The following is a 17550-nucleotide window of genomic DNA, read 5'->3' as shown; positions in this document are numbered from 1 at the left end:
GAAGCCGCCGCTGGGAATTCATCGACCGAGAATGATGGTCAAACGCGCCCACATGGCCGTGCAAACGAGCGGGGTTGCTGCAACCTGCAGCGCCCATCATTCTGCGTGACAGGCATCATTTGGCAGACGGCGGTACGGCGTTTATAAAGGAACCCCTGTTCGGCCGATCTGATTTCATCACGCTGCGTGATGTGGGTCGCCGGTGTCATGCGATTCGCCAACATTTAATCGACAGTTTGGATACATAAATCTGTGGTTTGTTGTACAACTGGCAGCGCGCGCAGTGGTTTTGGCCTCAGAAATCGCGTCTCAGTTCGTCGAAAACTCCCAGCCACTGTTCAGGCATATCGTGTTTCCCATACACGCCGTCGTTTGCTAACTCCAACAACTGAACAGCCTCTTCGTCATCGAGAGTGTCGAGATCAAGTTCATCCACCGTCATACGTCGTGCCCGATCAGTACTCATCGGCCTATCCCGATCGATCGCGGAGGAGAAATGAAACCAAAACATGAGGCTACCCTCTGGCGGAAGATTTGGCGGATGGGCTGGATCGAATTGGTCGGGAATTACTGGGAGTGCCGAGACTGTCGAGAGAGCAGCGAGGAAGGAGCGGCGAAACATAGTGTCGACAGAGTGGTTGTGCTCAAAAATCCTTCCCCGCGTTATCTCCCCTACCAGATCCGATCTTACCTGTAGCTTCGTGAGCATCACTCTCTGCGATCCGACAGCGAATCAGAACCGAGCTTCGAATCACAGGGTTTGCTGGAGTACCGTATCGATGCGATTAATGACTGACTCACAGTCACCGTCGCGCCGTGCGGTCTCTCTCAGAGTATCGAACAGGTCAGCAAGGTCAGTCGTCATCTCATCATTTATTTCGGTCACATTGATTACAGGCAGTTGTTTGATCGCCCCCGATCCCAGCTTTTCAAAGCCACCTTGCAGGGTCTGCGTGTAATTGCGAACGATGTACTCGGCAACACCGCTGTTCAGATACGCGAGCAACGCCTTCAGTTCCGTCTCGTTCACCGTCACGTCGTAGAATCCATCGAAATTGTGGATGTTTCGCGCCTCAGTCTCATTCAACAGGAACGTGAATCCGTCTCGACCCCCGTTTTGAATCAGAACCCGAGGCGAGTCTTGTCTCCTCGGTCGGTACCAGTACGAACGGTTTTTGAGCGCACCTGTCCCTGACAGACCGTACTCAATAACACCGTCACGCAAATATGCGAGTAGATTCGCTACCGTGCCGGAATCGTCATCTGGTAGTACCGATGAGTCACTGTCCACTTGCTCGCTGAATGTGTCGATCGACTCCGGGATCTCTTGAATGGCGTCAGGATCGAACAGCCACACGTCTTCCCCGCGCTCCCGTAGTGTCTCCCAGTCTTTGTCACGGAAATCGTACCCGTCGACGAGTTTCGGTTGCCGAATAAGCCGGGAAATGTACTGGGTGTCGAGTTCGAGTTCGTCAACCTCGGCCTGTGAGAGGCAGAAGAAATCGGCTGCGCCGGTCATCTTCCCACGATGGACGGTGGCGAACTCGTCAAGTCGTGTGAGATTTCTCGTATCGATGTCCATCGGGCTGAACAACGCTTCCCAGTTCTTGCCCGGATCGAGCTGGGTTTGTTGGATGCAGTTGATGTTTCCCCAGTCAGGACTCCCCGGATCGCCGTCGTTGACTGCATGGCGGAGTTCGTACTCATCAACTGAATCATCGACGCGAATGAATCGCGTTTCGTCAGCTGATTCGTTCTCAGGTGTTACTTCCAAGAACGTGATGAGGGCTGTCGTGTGAGCGTCCGAAAATATTCGTTCACCAGCCGGATCAAATTGGACGAACGCTTTGATCGAGAACATCTCCAGAAGGAACTGCTTGAGTGATTCTCCGTAGCGCGTCGTGAGGAAGCTTTGCGGTGTAATGAAGACCGCGCGATCGCCCGCAGAAAGGAACTGCCGTGCGTGGTAAATAAAATACGCATGAAGCGGTGAGCGTGCGCTGATTTTGCTCTCGATGGACTGCTCTATCTGCGTGTTGATTTGGTCTTTGTACGCTGCGGGGAGTGAGTCACCACTCGTGTACGGCGGATTGCAGATGATCGCGTCGACATCTCGTCGCAAGTCGTCCGGTGAGAGGTCGAGAAAGTCAGTCGCACGCGGGTCGTGCGCCTGCCCGTACAGCGTCAACGCAGTCGTGCCCATGAGGTGCGAGAGACGACTCCGGTCAATCCCGTCAACGTGGGCTGGGTCCGTGCTTACACTCCACTGCGGGTCGAATGGACTCGACAGCACACCTGCCCCCATTCCAGGGTCAAGCACACAATCATCGTCACCAGCTGCCCACGTCCGCATAAGCGATCCCACGTACGGGGGCGTTCGAAACTGGCCGAGTATCTGACGGTCATCGTTCGACATCAGATCTGCATAGAGTCGCCCGATGGTTTCAGCCGGCTCTCCCGACTCCAGCAACCAGTCCCGAGCGTCAAGTATCGGTTCGAGGTCGGTGTCGTTAGCGAGCCAGACGATTTCATCAAGAACGTACTCGTGGAACGCTGGATTCTCTGTTTGCTTTGCCGCTCGTCGGAGTGCCTCTCGCGTATTGGGCGGCAGCGATGGCAAGTCGCCTTGCTGGTGGTGCCGCTCGTACAGTGTCGTCTTGAGGAGCACGTTCAGAACAGCTTGTCGCGCGAGGAGCGTTCGCGTGTGTGTCGTGTCAGGAGCGTCAAACCCGTGAAGTGCGCACCATTCCACAACTTGGTCCTGTAGTGACTCGCGCAGTTCAGTGTCGATGGCAGTAATAACAGCGTCGGCTGCCGTCCGGAGTCTCTCTACGAGGGCTTCATACGTGCTTTCGTCGAATCGATAGGAAACAGGTTCCCAGGTACTGTCGCTCGGTTTCTCAGTCCCGGTAGGCGTGATATGCGACACGACACTAGCATTCTGGGTGACTGTGACCCGTTCGGGATCTTGAGAGTTGTAGCAATCACCAGTAGACGGTTGTAATCGACCGACAGATTCTGTCTGTGTAGTAATGCGAGACATCGGAGTAATGCAGTTTCAAGATTTGGTGATTTAAAAGGGTAAGTCATTCAGGGGTTACCGTCCTATCCAGTGCGTAGCTATGGTTGTACCGGATACCGCGGTAGACGTGCTTCATAGGCCCCATCTGCGGCGATTCCGAGGTATCTTCCGCGAAGGTTCATAGGTCCTTAGACGACGAACAACGAGAACTGAGCGGTACCAGGCGCGCGTGAAATCGCTCTTCGACACGATCCGGACAACGAAAAATGTAGAACTACAGTTTGCGCCCGGTGTAGCAGTTGATTAATCTCAGGATCGTTTTGCGTACATTGATATGTACAAGTGTCTGTCGACAAGTGCTGGGCGCTCAGGTGGGACGTTCAGCCTTCGAAGAGAGAGTGACTCCCCTGGTACCAGGGGCCTCACCTACGAAATCCGACGGTGGTGCGCCGAATTTCGATGGCCGTAGTGGTGTACGGCCATTCTATCATTTTGCCGTCTGGTATGAAGTTTTTCTGGTCGTCCCGCTCTTGCCCATCGGGTGAGAGGCAAGGACTGCCGTTCAATCGTGATCATCGTCAAGGGTCTCTCAATAGGGAAGAGCAGTGAGTCTCTCTGAGTGTCTATAGCGTATGCTCCACTACCGCTCCACGGTACGGTTTTATTCGTGTTAGACCGCTGCTGTGTGTATGGACGAACTGACGGCGAATATCTCGTTTGACAGGTTCGCGGATATGCCGGAGTTCTACGGATCCGGTGCTGCGGAATACCGCCTGGCGATGGTGAAAGAGCGGTCTGACTTTCTCGATTTGTTTGCAGGCGCTCGTCATGTGGACGCCGTGACGTACGCGGAGACACCCGACCTGATGGTGAAGATGCTGACCGAGTACGACATCGGCTCACTTGACGTACTCATCGGGAACGCCGAAGACTACGCCGACCAGGTGAACGAAGTCTCGACAGCGAGGTCGCTCGTCCGACTGCGACAGGACGATCGACTCACGATTCGGTTGAAGAATCGGAAGACAGTCCACTCGAAGATCTACCGAATCGTCATGCCGGACGACACGGTGAAGCTCGTCCAAGGGTCGGCCAACCTCTCGCGGAACTCCTGGGAGTACCACACGAACCAGATCTCCGTCATTACGACCGATGTCGGGACCGAACTGGACGAGGAGTTCGAGCGATTCATCGACGAGTACCGTGAGGGGTACAGCGACCAGACGCTACTTGAAGGGCTTGTCGAGGCACTGGAAGATGCCGATTCACCGGAAGAGCGGGAGAACCGCATCGAGTACTGGGTTGGTGCTGGCGATCTCGACGTGAGCGATACTGCTGCCCTGAATCAGGACGCGGTTGAGGACCTGAAAGATGTCGCCGATCAGGTCACTGCCGTTGTCGACGACCCAGAGGAAGCAGACGAGACGGTTGCGTTCGTCGAAGAACCCGAAAACGCCGACCGCAACGTCGTCGAGCCGGACGAGCCAACGGACGAAGACGATTCGACCGACACTGCGGACGACGACGAGTCACCGGACGTCGGGCTCGTCGAATCGGATCACGAAACGGGGCTGACGGACGGGATCGACCGTCCGCGTGTCCGTGCGCCCGACGAGAAGATACGAATGGGAACCAGCAAGGTAGACAAGGACACTGCCGACGAGTTCGGGGCCGGGCTCCGTGACCGCGGCGCGACCGTCGAGGATCACAGCATCACCGCGCCGCTGAGCGCGTACAACAATCAGGTGAAGGAATCGACGGCTATCCCGACGATGTCTGTCCTTCCGGAAGCCGAGCAGGTCGTGATCGGTGAGGACGACGAGATGATTCTTGTCGCCACTGACGAGCCGACCCCTGAAGTTCTGGATCACTGCCTCGAAACCATCGAAGACTACATCGAGACGGTCCAGAATCACGGCCACACGCAGTCCGAGACCGCAGTGATGGCGCAGATGTACGAGGCGTTCCTCTACGGGTTCTGGGCTCCGTTCGCCAACCAGTACGCCGAGGCATTGTCGTCACCGTCACGGACGCTGGACAACGTCCTGCAGCACCTCTACATCGAAGGGAAAAGCGACGCGGGGAAAGACAAACTCACCGAATACATCCTGCGACTCGTCTCCGACAACACGGTCATCTCCGGTGTGGACGCAGACGACGTCGGCGTCAAAGAGGTTCGCGGCGTCCGCGAATGGGACACGTGCTTCCCATACGCCATCATCGACGCGGAGAAAGAGAAGATCCAGCGGTGGAGCCCGATCCGAAACTACTGGGGCGACTGGACACCCACCAGCGTCAATCAGCCGTGCCTCATCTTCACGACCAACGACGCGCTCCCGAAATCCGAGTTCCGGAATCGAATGAAAATCCTGAGCATGGACGTCTCCTTCCCCTCCAACCCGGAGGATCCGGGCTTCCGCGAAGCGCAGAAAGATCTCTCAGAGGTGCTGGAACGACAGAACCCGATCTTCAGTTACGTGGCCCGCCGAATGCTCACCGAACAACCCTGGACCGACGGGAACGGCACGATCGAAGACGTCCGCCGTATTGTCTGCGAATTCTACGACGAAGCCGGTCGAGAGCAACCCGAGTACTTCCCCGCTGACGAGCCGGCCGAGAAGACGTACGACACGGGGCGGTTGAAGTGGCAGCGGGATATTCAAGGCGGCCGTGTCACGTTCGAGTCAGAGCCGAATGCCATCACAGCTGACTTCGACCGCGAAGAGTACGAGGTGTACGACTACGAGAAGCGCCTCCCTAAACGATTCATGTCCGAGAAATCGTCCACAAGCGTCTACATCGGTGCACCCGAGGAATTCGCCGAGTGGATCGGGTACTCCGTCACCGAACTCCTAAACGGCGCGGCCGAAACCGGCACGGACATCGAGCAATCAGCCACCACGGAAGACGCGTCGGATACCGACGACTCCGGTGGATTCTTTTCTCGACTGTTCGGGGACTAGTCTCGGCGATGTCGTAGCAGAAATCCCGTAACACGTCGTGTCGATTCAGCGCTGTCAGCCCGGATCAGATTTACTCCCCAGTTTCAAGTATGTCAGCGACTGGAATCGACTCGACAGTCACGTTCACTGATGGTGTTGAGTCGGCTTCAGTTAACGGCTTTATGAACTACTGATTCTCAGGAACACTCAAGTTGCTCTGATCCGTGCCGTTCCATCCATATCTCTAGTCCTCGAAAAACTGGCGTGAGATCGTTTACCATTTCTGTTTCTTCGTATTCTACTCGTGGAGGAATTTCGTCGTACTGTGTACGTTCAAGAAACCCAACTTCGACAAGTTCATCGAGTCGTCGAGAGAGTGTATTCGGCGACAGTTCGAGCGAATCTTGGAGTCCGCCGAAACGGATCGACTGCTTGTCTGTAGTGACAACTTCATTGAGGATTGCTAAGGTATGTGCCTTCCCAAGAAGTGAGAAGAGCGTACTCTCATCAACCCCTTCACCCCGTTTTGACCCTTGACTTCCTTTGCTCTCGTTCATAGCATCACTACGAAATTCGTAGTAATAGATATTCCGAAGAGGAGTATCCTCAGTTGAGGATACTACAGGAGGAGCGAGCCACGTACTTCAGGTTTCAATTGAGACGAGTATGGATTGATAAGGAGACTCCCTCACTTCCACCCTCGGTAGTAGCAACCAGACTCCTAACTTGGTAGCTTTTCACGTCCCCACTCATAGGCTGGAACAGGAGCCCATTGATGAAAATTGGAATGATTGGCGCAGGAAATGTGGGAAGTACAGCCGCTCAGAACTTCGTTGAAGCAGGCCACGAGGTTATGATCAGCAATTCTCGGGGGCCAGAAACACTCTCCGACCTCGTTGACGATCTGGGAAGCAACGCTCATGCGGGGACCGTCTCTGAAACAGCCGATTTCGGCGAAGTTGTCATGGAGGCGATTCCGTTCAATGCATACAAATCCCTCCCTGCGGACACTCTCAGTGATAAGATCGTTATCAGTGCCTCCAATTATTATCCGGGGCGTGATGGACTAGTCGACGGAGCGGAGACACATACAGACCTCATTGCGGATCATCTCGAAGACTCAAGAGTGGTCAAGGCATTCAATTCTATTTATTGGGAAAATCTCCGAGACGGACAACGGCTTGATGCCGATCCGGATGATCGTTTTGCGATATTTATCGCTGGAAATGATGATGAGGCGAAACGTGTCGTTTCGAGTCTTATAGAAGATATTGGCTTCACTCCTGTGGATACAGGTCTCCTTACTGAGGGAGGCCGTCACATACAACCGGGTTCGCCGATCTATACTGGCTCACTGACCGCGAGTGAGGCACGGACACGGTTAGCGGCACTCAAAGCGACTGTGGCTGCATATGAAAACGGCTATTATAGCCCTTCGCAGGAAGTCACAATCCAAGAACTAGCTACTGAATTAGACATGAGTGAAGAGTCTCTCTCGGAACATCTTCGTCGGGGGACAGAACAACTCATCAGTCAATATCTCAAGTCATTCCCCTTTAGTTAAGACTCACAAGTTCTCCGGTTGAAGTCTATGCCGTCACGGATTCACCAGAGCCGAACTGGCCAATGAACTGAATATGAGGGATCGGACAGGTGGATGGCTACTCCGGTAACGCTTTCACCTGTATTGACCGATTGGTATTGACTGAATCTGACGCTTCTCCTGTACGAGATACGCGCCCTGTATGCAGCACGTCTGCTGAGACCTATCACTAGTTGAGGATTTCAACAAGCCTGTTTAGTCTAAGCTCTGAACGCCAGTTGAGTCTCCCTCGCCGAAGTCAGCTGCTTCTGATCCAGTCGGCTCACGTTGGCGTTCCTCGTAGGCTTCGCGCCATTCTTCGATTACTGGGCGACTTCCAGCACCGTGTTCGGTGTGGCGACGACGGACTTGGATCAGCGCAGGCGTGTTCATCGCGTCTCCAGAAACGACTGCTTGACCAGGTGTCAACCCAGGTAATTCTCTGAGAACGTCTTCGCCCGCAGCTTCAACAGAGTTCTTGATTGCATCCTGGTCGGTCGGATTCTGAATCTGCATCGAAATTTGTGTCCCACACTGCGATAGAACATCTTGGTCAATTTTCGACGGGCGTTGACTGATAATCCCGAGCCCAAATCCGAACTTGCGGCCTTCAGACGTGATGGTTCGCATAATTCCGAGCGACGGCGCATCACCGGAGGCTGGAGCAAACCGATGTCCCTCTTCGAACAAGGCGAAAATCGGATGCTCGATATCCGAATCGCGGTCCCGCACGTCATCAAGTCGCTCTCGATACATCCGCCGCAGAAGAACGGTCGTGATGAGTTGCTGGTCCCACCGATCCAACGTATCCATCTGGAGTACCGTACACTGCCCCGGGTCTACAATCTCGCCCAGCGGAACGTTATCTTCCGGATGGAAGAGATCATTTCGCTCGATCGATCGGCGGAGCCGCCACTCTAATGCGCCGACACTCGCGTCATCATCGCCGTAGATTCGCTCCATTTCGGCGATGAGTTCGTCTATACCCCACGTCCGACTCTCTTGTCTCTGCATCGCGCGCCACGCCGTCGACAGCCGCTCTTGCATCCGATTACTCGGGTTGTCTAAGATCGCCATCACGTCACCAATTTCAAGTTCAGAGATGCGAACTCGAAGGCGCTCCGGGTCGTAATACTCGATACTTGGTTCATACCCATCTGCACCTTGGAACGCCTCTTCACCCTGCATTTCCGCCAGCGTGTCGTACTCACCATGTGGGTCAAACACGAGCAGTGATGCGCGCGAGCTCGGACGCATCATCTCCTCGATCAAGACCGACGCAGTGTAGGATTTCCCGCTCCCCGTTGAAGCGAGAATCGCTAGGTGTGTCGAAGCGAATTCTTCGATCGGAATGTGTAGATTTGTCGCCTCTGCCGGTCGATTCAACAGCCAGCCGATGTGCGCGACTCCGTCAAGTGTTGTGACATCCGTGCTGTCAGTTTCACAGCCGAGGTTCGGCAACACGGTTTCGAGTTGCTGGTGTGGTGCAATCGACAGTGGCGTACCCGGGTCAGGCAGCTGGCGAGGATTAGCGAACGTCGTCATGTTCGTGTCGTAGTACCCGATGACCGTTGCTGTCAACCGGTACAACTCAGTGTCATCAGTCGGCACACCGAGCGTTGCCGCAACTGTCTCCGGCCCGACCTCCGGATCCGCAAGGAACCCTTCAGGAAGCCCCCGAATCAGTTCCCGGTTCGTCACGCGAGCGAACACCGATCGTGGCTCATCTTCAACCGGGACAGTGTACGTGATGAACTCACCCGTCTTGATCGACTTGTCCGACGGAGTCACGAACACGAATTCGTTCGGATCGTCACCCGGTCCAGCGACGGTTCCGACCACGTCTGATCGATCAGCCATCAGACCATCCCTCGCTGTTCACGCGCTTGCCACTGCACGTTCTGTTCCACCACGTCTAGTACTCGCTGATTTGGATCGTCTTCCGGCAGCATCCCTCGTAACCGGTCAATCAGTGCGACGATGACCTCCGACCCGAGGTCACCAGCAATATCCAAGAGTCGATCCATGTACGCCAACTGAATCTGATCGTCGACGGTATGGAAGGAAACCGTGACCTGATCCGGACAGTGGAAGACGGTATCCTCGACTTCTAACGTCCACCGCGGCATTTGATGGGTTGGCTCCTGTATTGCCCCGTCTTCGGCGATTTCTGCGGTACCGAGAAGCGCCACGCCAGCGAGCGTGGTACGCTCTTCGATGTATCCCGGCGTGAATTGGGCCTGGTCGTCCTGCGCTAATCGCGGCCCGGTTCGCCCCTGGTCAGGATCGACTAACTGCGTGTCATAAATCACGCCCATGACTGCGTGCTCGGTCCCGTTGACGGTTTTCTTGATGAAGACGGGTTGCCCGAATTCGCGCTCGTGCAGTTCCGGTGGACGATCACAGTCTCGTTCCTTGTACACCTCGGCGACGTAATCCAGGTGGCTGTTCGAGGACACGATGCTGCCAATCCGAACGCACGAATCGAGATCCGGACTGTCTCCGTCAGCTAGTGCGTCTGTCATAGCTTCGTCTCCGTACTGTTGTCTGGTCGTCGAGCGCTGCATCCGGCTGGTACGTGTGGGGTGTGGTGGTGGTGAATCATCGTCGTCGAAGTTCCTTGCTTAGTGCTTTGGCGTCCCATTCCAGCGGTACGTCGTTCGATTCAGCCCAGCGTTGGACGACGCGCTGGAACTGTTGTCGGTCCTGATGGTCTAACACAGCGTCGCTGTCGGCCTGTTGCAGGATTTCAGGATAGCCACGTCCGATGCCTGCTTCTGCCCGCACAATGTCGACGGTGTACTCGTACATCGAATCGTACCCGTCGGGACCGTTACTGCGGCACAGCCACCCGGGGAATTCGATTCGGTCGAGTCCAGCGCCTGGCGGCACGTTCAAGTACGAGAACAAGATGTCATCGCGGAATTCGTACGCTTCCCCGTTGTACGTTGCCTGCAACGCGTCGATACTCCCATCGCGTTTCGAGATGAACGGGATTGTCGTGTCACCCCACGGACTCATCAGCTCCGTCAGGACGTGCGCATCCGGAATGACGCGATCCGTCCCGAATTCTTCGCGTAACAGGAGCCGCGTCATCTTCACGAGCTCAGTGGCGCTCGACCCGGCAACGTACCCGACCAGCGGGATTTCGTGGTGCTGACTCGCTGCAATAACTCGACTCAGCGTCGAGATGTACCGCTCTCGGGTCTCTGGCTTTAGCGGATTCGCAAATGACGCGATCAACGGCCCGTCATAGAACACGACCGGCGTCTGATCGATATCACCTGCATCACGCGCGTCAGCTAACTCCGAGAGCTGGTTGATGAGTAGCTGTCCTTCGTGTTCGAACCGGTGATGTCCAACGAGTTGGGAATCAACGAACCGGTAGTCTCCGTCCTCTGATTCTTGTGTGACCTCGTCAGGCGTCAAGAGTCGTCCTTCGACGCCACGGTCAAGCCGTCCCTCGGCGTGATGGTGGTTGACTGCCCATGCCGCTTGGACGTACGCGAGCGGGACGTTGAATTGCGTTGTCGGCGGGAGCTGTGACCCATCGACAGCCATCACCGGCACGTCATGAATAATCTCGCGCGCCCACTCGTTGACCTGCTCGTGATTCTCCCACCCGTCACTCTCCGGGTACGGAACGATGATGCTGTCCACGTCATCAAACTCGTCTGTCGGATACGCCCCCGGGTATGACGCGTCCTGAAGCGAGGCTCGAATCTCAGCACTCGTCCACTCATCGGGCAACCGTTGAAACGCCTCCTGATACCGCTCCACGATCCCCGTATCGTCTTCGAGATACGTCTTAATCGTGTCAACGTTCGCCTCCAATTCAGACGCGACACCGCGTTTATCGATCGGCATTAATTGACCGACACCTCCGACGTCTGCCGGTCTTTCTCGATGGTGATCGTGTAGTCCGTCATCGAATCGAACGTCTGGTCGTGACTAATGACCGTGAGTTGCTCGAAGCTATCCAGCTGTTTGAGCTGAGTGACGAGATTCCGCTTCTTTTGCCGGTCAAGGTTCGCCGTCGGTTCGTCCAAGAACGCGATCCCCACAGACGCTAACTGTTCAAGAATCGCCAGTCGCACCGCAAGTGCAGCTGCCATCTTCTCCCCTCCACTCAGGGTCGAAAACGACTTCCGGACATCCGCATCGTGCACGACGATTTCGTAGTCGCTCGTCCACTCCAGGGTCTCAGCTGACGCGCCGCGAATCGACCGGAACAACTCATTCGCCCGGGACCCAATCCGGTCGGTGATGATCTCCCGCATCTTCGGCCCGGCCTCACGGACGTTCTCCCGCACCCAATCGGCGAACTGCTGGTCCGCTTTCAGTTCCTTCACCTGCTGGAGTTTCTCCTGGCGCTCCTCTAGCTTCTCCTCTAACTCCTCGATCGTTTCACGAACCACCTCCAGGTTCTCCTCCTTATGCTCTAATGACCGCCGATCACCTGCCAGTTCCTCCCTGAGGTCCTCGATGTCTGACTCCAGCGTCTCGAATCGCTCTTCATCGAACGACGCTTTCGTCTCCTCCAGTTCTGCCTCCGTCTCTTCGAGATTCGTTTCGAGGTCTGCAAGCTCGCTCTCCAGGTCTTTGACTCTCTCCTGCCGCTCCTCCACTTGCGACGCTTGCTGCTCGTGCTTGATATACGTCTGATGTGCCGACTCCGTCTCTTCCAGCGTTTCCTGGACTTCCTCCAACTCCTCATCCAAGCCCTCGAACTGCTCTAACTCGTCTTCGATCTCCGCCAGCGCCGACTGTTCTTCCTCTAGTTCCGCCCGTTTTGCCTCCAACTCATCAGGGACATCAGCATGCTCCTTCACTCGGAATTCAGCAGTCTGGTACTCGTCGTACGCCTCCTCCAAGTCGTCTCGCTCGGTTTCGAGATCCGGGAGCTCCGCCAATTCGTCTTCCAAGTCCGCTAACTCCGCTTCCCACGCTTCCTTATCGGCGCGTAGGTCTTCGATCTCACCTTCCAACGATTCGATTTTCTCCCGATAAACAGGGATCTTATCAACGCGTTGCTTGACCTCTCTCGCGGTGTCACGCCGCTCACGTAATGCATCAAGTTCTTCGGCGAGTTCTTCACGTTCCGTCTCGATTTCCTCAATCCGGGTTTCACGCTGTTCGATCGTCTTCGACCGGTGATCCTCGTCTAACGGGCGGTCACACGTCGGGCACGGCGCATCAGCATCCGCGTCACGCAACCTGTCCAGCTGTTCTTCAAGCCGCTCCCGCTCGCTCGCCAGCTGCTTCCGGCTCGCCTCCCGGTCGTTGATCTCATCGGAGAGCGCTTCCGGATCCGTCGTCGCTTCCCACTCGTCCTCTATCTCCGCAATCGTCTCCTCTTTCGCCTCGATCTCGCTCTCCTTCGATTCGATCTCCTCGGTCAACTGCTCGATTTCCTGCTCTAACGCCTCCACGTCGTCTTCGCGGTCTTTCAGCGATTCAATACGGTCATCGAGTTCCTCGTACCGCTCCTTCTCCGCTTCACGCGCCTCCAACGTCTCCCGAGCAGCCTCCAGTTCTTCCAAGTCCTCTTCCAGCTGTTCGACCTCGAATTCGATCGCCTGGATCGTATCTTCCTGTTCGTCTCGATCCTCAACAAGAGCGTCCCGTTCGGTCTTCTGTTCCTCTAACTCGTCCTGTTGTTCGCGCGCTTCCTTGTACCGGCTGTATCCCTCACGGTTCGCCTCGCACTTCTCCTGTGCCTCTTCGGCAGCCGCGAGTTCCTTCTTCGCCGTCTCTAAACTGTCTTTAGTCGAATCGATCTCCCCTTCCAGCGAGTCAGCTTCCTTGTCAAGGCGGTCGATTTCAGCTTCAACAGCTTCCAACTCTTCGTACTCTTCTTCTTTCTCCGACAGCTCGCTGCTTTTCCGTTCGATTTGCGCTTCAATTGTCGCAACGTCATCAGCCAATGACTCTGCTTCCGCTCGCTCATCCGGCAGCCCCTGTACCTCGCCGGTGAGCGTATCAATGTCCCTGCGGAGATCCTGCTGCTGACTCTTGATCGCGTCCGGCACGTCCTTGAGCGTCTCCCACGACTCCTCATACGCGTCCAGATTCAGGAGCGCATCGAACGTCGCCGTGCGATTCCGAGGCGTCTGCGAGAAGTCCGACAGGAATCGCGTTTGGGGTACCCCAATGCTGGAACTCCAGAGACTGCTAAGTTCATCTCCATCCTCAACATCGAAGCGTACGCACAACCACTCCACCAACTGTTTCTTCGAATCGATATCCTGATCGATCCACTCGTCAGCATCGGGATCATACCGGTGCACGCCGTACTTCGACCGGCCGACCGACCGAACAACTCGGTACCGTTCCGTCCCACCTGGCGTGTCCTGCTCGAACGTAACTTCGACAGTTCCCGAACTCGCGCCTTCCCGCACGAACTCCTTGTTGTTGAACGGGAGCGAGTCAAACAACGCGAAACCGATGGCCTCCTGAATCGTCGATTTCCCCGCGCCATTCTCACCGAGAATCGCCGTCACGCCGCCTTCGATCGGCACGACAGTCCGATCCTCGTACGACTTGATGTCTTCCAACGCAACTTCCGTGATTCTCATTGTTCTACCACCTCTCCTGCCTCCGTCTCGACGTCTGCTTCGTCGCCGCCCGTCGTGTCACCGGACGCCTCATCGTCCGTTTCGGCATCGGCGAACGGGTCTTCCTCGATATCCAGCACCACGTCGTCCGCCAAGTCCGGGAACAACTCCTGCCGCGCCGAACTCACCGAGTCACGAATATCCTCGACGGCTTCGTCAGCCTGCGCCATCTGATGAGCGGTCCCTAACACCTCAGCGACATCGCCTGCATGATCATCGTAGATCGATTCCTTCGCAATCGTCTCGAAGACACGGTGTTCTAACGCAGCCGTGTTCAGCTGCCCATCTTTGAACACCTCGTCCTCGTCAATCTCCGAGAGAAGTTGCTGCACGTTCGCCGTCCGAATCCCCGTATTCACCTGCACGTACAATGCGTCGCACGTGTCTTCTACCCACGCCGCAAGTTCATCCGTTCGGAAATCCCCACGGCTAAACTGCAATGTCCCCGTGAACCGAAGATCGATAATCGGTTCTCGCGGCTCGCCTTGTGCCGTGAACTCGTCTTGACTGCAGTACTCTGTCATCGCAGCCTGCTCATCCCGAACGTGCTCCTGAAACGCGGTTTCGAGATCGCCGGGTGACTCATGCGCCGTCACGTCGAATTCAATCCGGTAGTACGGCCGTCGCTTCGTCGGATGATGCTCCACGTCGAACCCAACCGCGTCACCACCATCCCCGGAGCCTCCGACGTCAAGCGCGACCGAGTAGTAGCCGTGCTCCCACTCCGGTCGCCCTTCCCGCGTGTTATGCGCTTCCGGTGACCCAGGATTGTATATCCACTCGCCCGACTCGTACCGCTTGTGAATGTGCCCAAGCGCCAGGTAATCCACCACCTCTTTCACGTCCCGCAGTTCGCCGTGGGTTACTGTCCCGCCGAGCGTCGGCACCTCATCTTCCATCCCGAAATGCGCCAGCAACACAGTCCACGCCGGTTCCCCATGCATCTCATTCGTCTCCTTGATCCCCTTCGCCACCTGCTGGAGCGCCTGGTCTGTCTTCGCACCGCGCCACTGCAGGCCGAACACGCGAATCGGCCCGTCTACGTCCGCGACATCAATATCATAAAACCCTGCAGACTGCCCCGGTTCCTCCGGATCGTACGGGTTGAGCCACGCTGTCTCGGGATCCGCATTCAGTTCGGCCTGCAAAAACACGATGTGTCCGCGCTGATGCAGGTAATTCAACCACGTCACATCACGCGGCGTCAGGTTCTCGTCGTGATTGCCCCGCGAGACTAACACCGGCACCTCATCAGGAATCCGTTCGAGTTCCTGTTCAATCTGATGCAGAATCTTCGGCCGCAAATCCCGCGAGTGGAACAGGTCACCCGGTAACAGAATCGCATCCGTCCCGCGCTCCTCAATCATCTCTCGGAACGCAGCACGCGTGGTCGATACCATGTCGTCCTCGCGTTGTTTCAACCCGTATTGTCGATGGCCAAGGTGCGTATCAGCGATGTGCGTGAGTGTCAACATTATCAGTGTATCGTGGAGGGTACTTGTTCAGCCGAGCGTGCTACCAAATCACGGGCCTGAAAGTATGTGACTACGTGTAACCGGACGACTATTAAACATCAGTCAACCAGGGTGAAAGTGGATCAAAGACGATATACAGCATAGTTATCCATACAGGTGTTCAGAAATCAAAATGTCGGAGTCTCTAAGCTCTCTACTTTCACTTTGGATGGCTCGCCTTCATACGAATCGTCGCTGTAATAGCTAAATGGACGTATGACCTCCAAGATCTGCCAAGCAATCCAGGAAAACCGCGTAATCGAATTTCACTACGATGGTCACCACCGAAAAGTCGAACCGTACTGTCACGGCACCAGCAAACGCGGCAAAGAATCAGTAAGAGGGTATCAAGTCGCAGGAGGAAGCAACTCACGCAGTATCCCATTCTGGCGACTCTTCACCGTCACAAAGATCGGAGATCTAAACCTCACTGACGAAACATTCCAAGGAAATCGACCAGCGTACAACCCGAACGACAAGGATCTCCGCGTTCACTGTAACATCTAACTCGGATTTCCCGAGGACCGATTTCCGCATAGCGCATCCAGATTTATACTTGGCGCGAGTATAATCTCAAACACGATGTCACCGTCCTACGTGAGCCGGGGTTCAGATGTCGATGAAGAACTCGCGGATCGGCTGATTCAGCGTGTACAAGAGGATCCAGCAAAACCGTGGACTATTGTTTCGGATGTGGCTGACGCTACCGACGAGAACCCGGAGACTGTTCGTGAGAGTCTTCGAAAACTCACACTGAAAGGTAAACTGACGCCAACTGCGGACGGAGACCTGCGAGCGACAGAAACTATAGCTGACGTATAATTGGTGTGAATTGTGTCTTCTGGCGTTAACTGGTATACTGCTCGATTACTAGGCATATCGGACTCGGAAGATGATGAGGGCGTCCAAGTACTAATTGGAAGCTTGCTCACCATCTCCCGAGTTTCACGATTACGGAAGAATTGACGAGCTATGATAATCGTGTCACGATCACCAAACGGAACGCTCAAGAAACAGCACAGAGTGGATTCGAGTGATCTGTGCGTCCATTTCGTACCGGCGAAGCTGCCTACGAACGATCCATCGCAATCGATGCGAGTACCATCGGTGACATCACGATCACCGTCGCCGTGAGTGTGGATCGTACCGATGAGCTGGCGATTCTGGACAGCATTTATGCCGCGGCCGAGGGATATCCGTTCTTCCCGTTCCGAGACAAATCGCACGACTTGGCGTACGAAGACAGCGTTGGGTTCTTCGAGACGGTTGTTCAGGATAACAGTCAGTATCTGAACGCGACTGCTCATCTCGGTCGGGACGGGTCTGACCCGGAACGTATTGAAGCAGTCCAATCTGCTGTTCTCGCTGAACAGGTAGGAGTCGGAGATTCGCTCGTAATTCTTGACGGTAACGAGGACAAGGCAGAACGGTTTGGACGCGCAATCACGGGGATCTCAGGTCGTTGCCCGCCGATGGCTACCTGTATCCAGTCAGAACTGTATTATCCCACCTCCCTTCTTGCCGACCTCTGTGCGAGTCATCTTGCATACCAGATCGACCATCCCCGCCATTGCTCTGAGGTGACGCCACCTGCCCCAGTAACCAAAGAGGAATTCAACCATCTTTGGGGACCCGCATACAATGAGATAGTGAATTCCTCCTCTCCTGTGTACACAGAGCCAATTGAGCAACGAAGGGCCGAAACCGTTCCAACTCGGATGAGCTGTTGGTTCGAGGGTGTGATGGGCGGCGGCGAACCAGTTCAGTTCGAAACCTCTGTCCGGGCAATTGTCCAGTATGCCCGAAGAGAAGGCTACGAAGAACTCGCTACCCGTCTCTCTGAAGTGTAGAAATCAGGTGCGTTTCCTGTGCC

Annotated in this window: 11 protein-coding genes; 3 read left to right on the top strand and 8 right to left on the bottom strand. The window is 55.5% G+C overall.

The window, feature by feature from the left end; translation table 11 throughout:
* Positions 1–295: 295 nt before the first annotated feature.
* Both HZR14_RS13460 and HZR14_RS13455 read right to left on the bottom strand, forming a co-directional pair.
* Complete coding sequence (locus HZR14_RS13460; protein ID WP_181693391.1) at positions 296–709, bottom strand: hypothetical protein; 414 nt, start codon at positions 707–709, stop codon at positions 296–298.
* 42 nt (positions 710–751) lie between these two features.
* Positions 752–2668 (bottom strand): Eco57I restriction-modification methylase domain-containing protein, encoded by a 1917-nt coding sequence (locus tag HZR14_RS13455; RefSeq protein ID WP_370464991.1) that lies wholly within the window; start codon positions 2666–2668, stop codon positions 752–754.
* 1043 nt (positions 2669–3711) lie between these two features.
* On the opposite strand from HZR14_RS13455, the gene HZR14_RS13450 reads away from it, so the two are divergent.
* Positions 3712–5985, top strand: coding sequence for a phospholipase D-like domain-containing protein (locus tag HZR14_RS13450; protein ID WP_181693390.1), 2274 nt, complete (start codon positions 3712–3714; stop codon positions 5983–5985).
* A gap of 176 nt (positions 5986–6161) precedes the next feature.
* On the opposite strand, the gene HZR14_RS13445 is transcribed toward HZR14_RS13450, so the two are convergent.
* Entirely contained in the window at positions 6162–6521 is a 360-nt protein-coding gene (locus HZR14_RS13445; RefSeq protein ID WP_181693389.1) for a winged helix-turn-helix transcriptional regulator, read from the bottom strand.
* A 218-nt stretch (positions 6522–6739) separates the two neighbouring features.
* On the opposite strand from HZR14_RS13445, the gene HZR14_RS13440 reads away from it, so the two are divergent.
* The gene (locus HZR14_RS13440) at positions 6740–7528 is read left to right on the top strand and encodes an NAD(P)-binding domain-containing protein (RefSeq protein WP_181693388.1); all 789 of its coding nucleotides are present in this window, start codon (positions 6740–6742) and stop codon (positions 7526–7528) included.
* A 234-nt stretch (positions 7529–7762) separates the two neighbouring features.
* Here the strand turns inward: HZR14_RS13440 and HZR14_RS13435 are convergent, their stop codons facing one another.
* The 5 genes from HZR14_RS13435 to HZR14_RS13415 form a co-directional block, all read right to left on the bottom strand.
* Positions 7763–9406, bottom strand: coding sequence for an ATP-binding protein (locus HZR14_RS13435; protein ID WP_181693387.1), 1644 nt, complete (start codon positions 9404–9406; stop codon positions 7763–7765).
* Positions 9406–10071, bottom strand: coding sequence for a DUF8166 family protein (locus tag HZR14_RS13430; protein ID WP_220132577.1), 666 nt, complete (start codon positions 10069–10071; stop codon positions 9406–9408). The genes HZR14_RS13435 and HZR14_RS13430 overlap by 1 nt, the downstream gene beginning before the upstream one ends.
* 76 nt (positions 10072–10147) lie before the next feature.
* Positions 10148–11413 (bottom strand): DNA double-strand break repair nuclease NurA, encoded by a 1266-nt coding sequence (locus HZR14_RS13425; RefSeq protein WP_181693386.1) that lies wholly within the window; start codon positions 11411–11413, stop codon positions 10148–10150.
* On the bottom strand, positions 11413–14124 hold the full coding sequence (locus HZR14_RS13420; RefSeq protein ID WP_181693385.1) for an AAA family ATPase: 2712 nt from the start codon (positions 14122–14124) through the stop codon (positions 11413–11415). The genes HZR14_RS13425 and HZR14_RS13420 overlap by 1 nt, the downstream gene beginning before the upstream one ends.
* Entirely contained in the window at positions 14121–15638 is a 1518-nt protein-coding gene (locus HZR14_RS13415) for a metallophosphoesterase family protein (RefSeq protein ID WP_181693384.1), read from the bottom strand. Before HZR14_RS13415 ends, HZR14_RS13420 begins: the two co-directional genes overlap by 4 nt.
* Before the next feature lie 1079 nt (positions 15639–16717).
* Between HZR14_RS13415 and HZR14_RS13410 the strand changes: the two genes are divergently transcribed.
* Positions 16718–17527 (top strand): hypothetical protein, encoded by an 810-nt coding sequence (locus tag HZR14_RS13410; RefSeq protein ID WP_181693383.1) that lies wholly within the window; start codon positions 16718–16720, stop codon positions 17525–17527.
* The last annotated feature ends 23 nt before the right edge of the window (positions 17528–17550 follow it).

This window comes from Natronomonas salinimetallica (assembly GCF_013839515.1).
In the GTDB taxonomy this organism is placed as follows: domain Archaea; phylum Halobacteriota; class Halobacteria; order Halobacteriales; family Haloarculaceae; genus Natronomonas.
Note: the sequence above shows the minus strand (reverse complement) of the source record. Positions and strands in the feature narration are given on the sequence as shown.

Bases quoted from the DNA above. Each gene is read 5' to 3' on its own strand.
- HZR14_RS13460 (WP_181693391.1), bottom strand. From the start codon at position 709: ATGCTCACGAAGCTACAGGTAAGATCGGATCTGGTAGGGGAGATAACG.
- HZR14_RS13450 (WP_181693390.1), top strand. From the start codon at position 3,712: ATGGACGAACTGACGGCGAATATCTCGTTTGACAGGTTCGCGGATATG.
- HZR14_RS13445 (WP_181693389.1), bottom strand. From the start codon at position 6,521: ATGAACGAGAGCAAAGGAAGTCAAGGGTCAAAACGGGGTGAAGGGGTT.
- HZR14_RS13440 (WP_181693388.1), top strand. From the start codon at position 6,740: ATGAAAATTGGAATGATTGGCGCAGGAAATGTGGGAAGTACAGCCGCT.
- HZR14_RS13435 (WP_181693387.1), bottom strand. From the start codon at position 9,406: ATGGCTGATCGATCAGACGTGGTCGGAACCGTCGCTGGACCGGGTGAC.
- HZR14_RS13430 (WP_220132577.1), bottom strand. From the start codon at position 10,071: ATGACAGACGCACTAGCTGACGGAGACAGTCCGGATCTCGATTCGTGC.
- HZR14_RS13425 (WP_181693386.1), bottom strand. From the start codon at position 11,413: ATGCCGATCGATAAACGCGGTGTCGCGTCTGAATTGGAGGCGAACGTT.
- HZR14_RS13420 (WP_181693385.1), bottom strand. From the start codon at position 14,124: ATGAGAATCACGGAAGTTGCGTTGGAAGACATCAAGTCGTACGAGGAT.
- HZR14_RS13415 (WP_181693384.1), bottom strand. From the start codon at position 15,638: ATGTTGACACTCACGCACATCGCTGATACGCACCTTGGCCATCGACAA.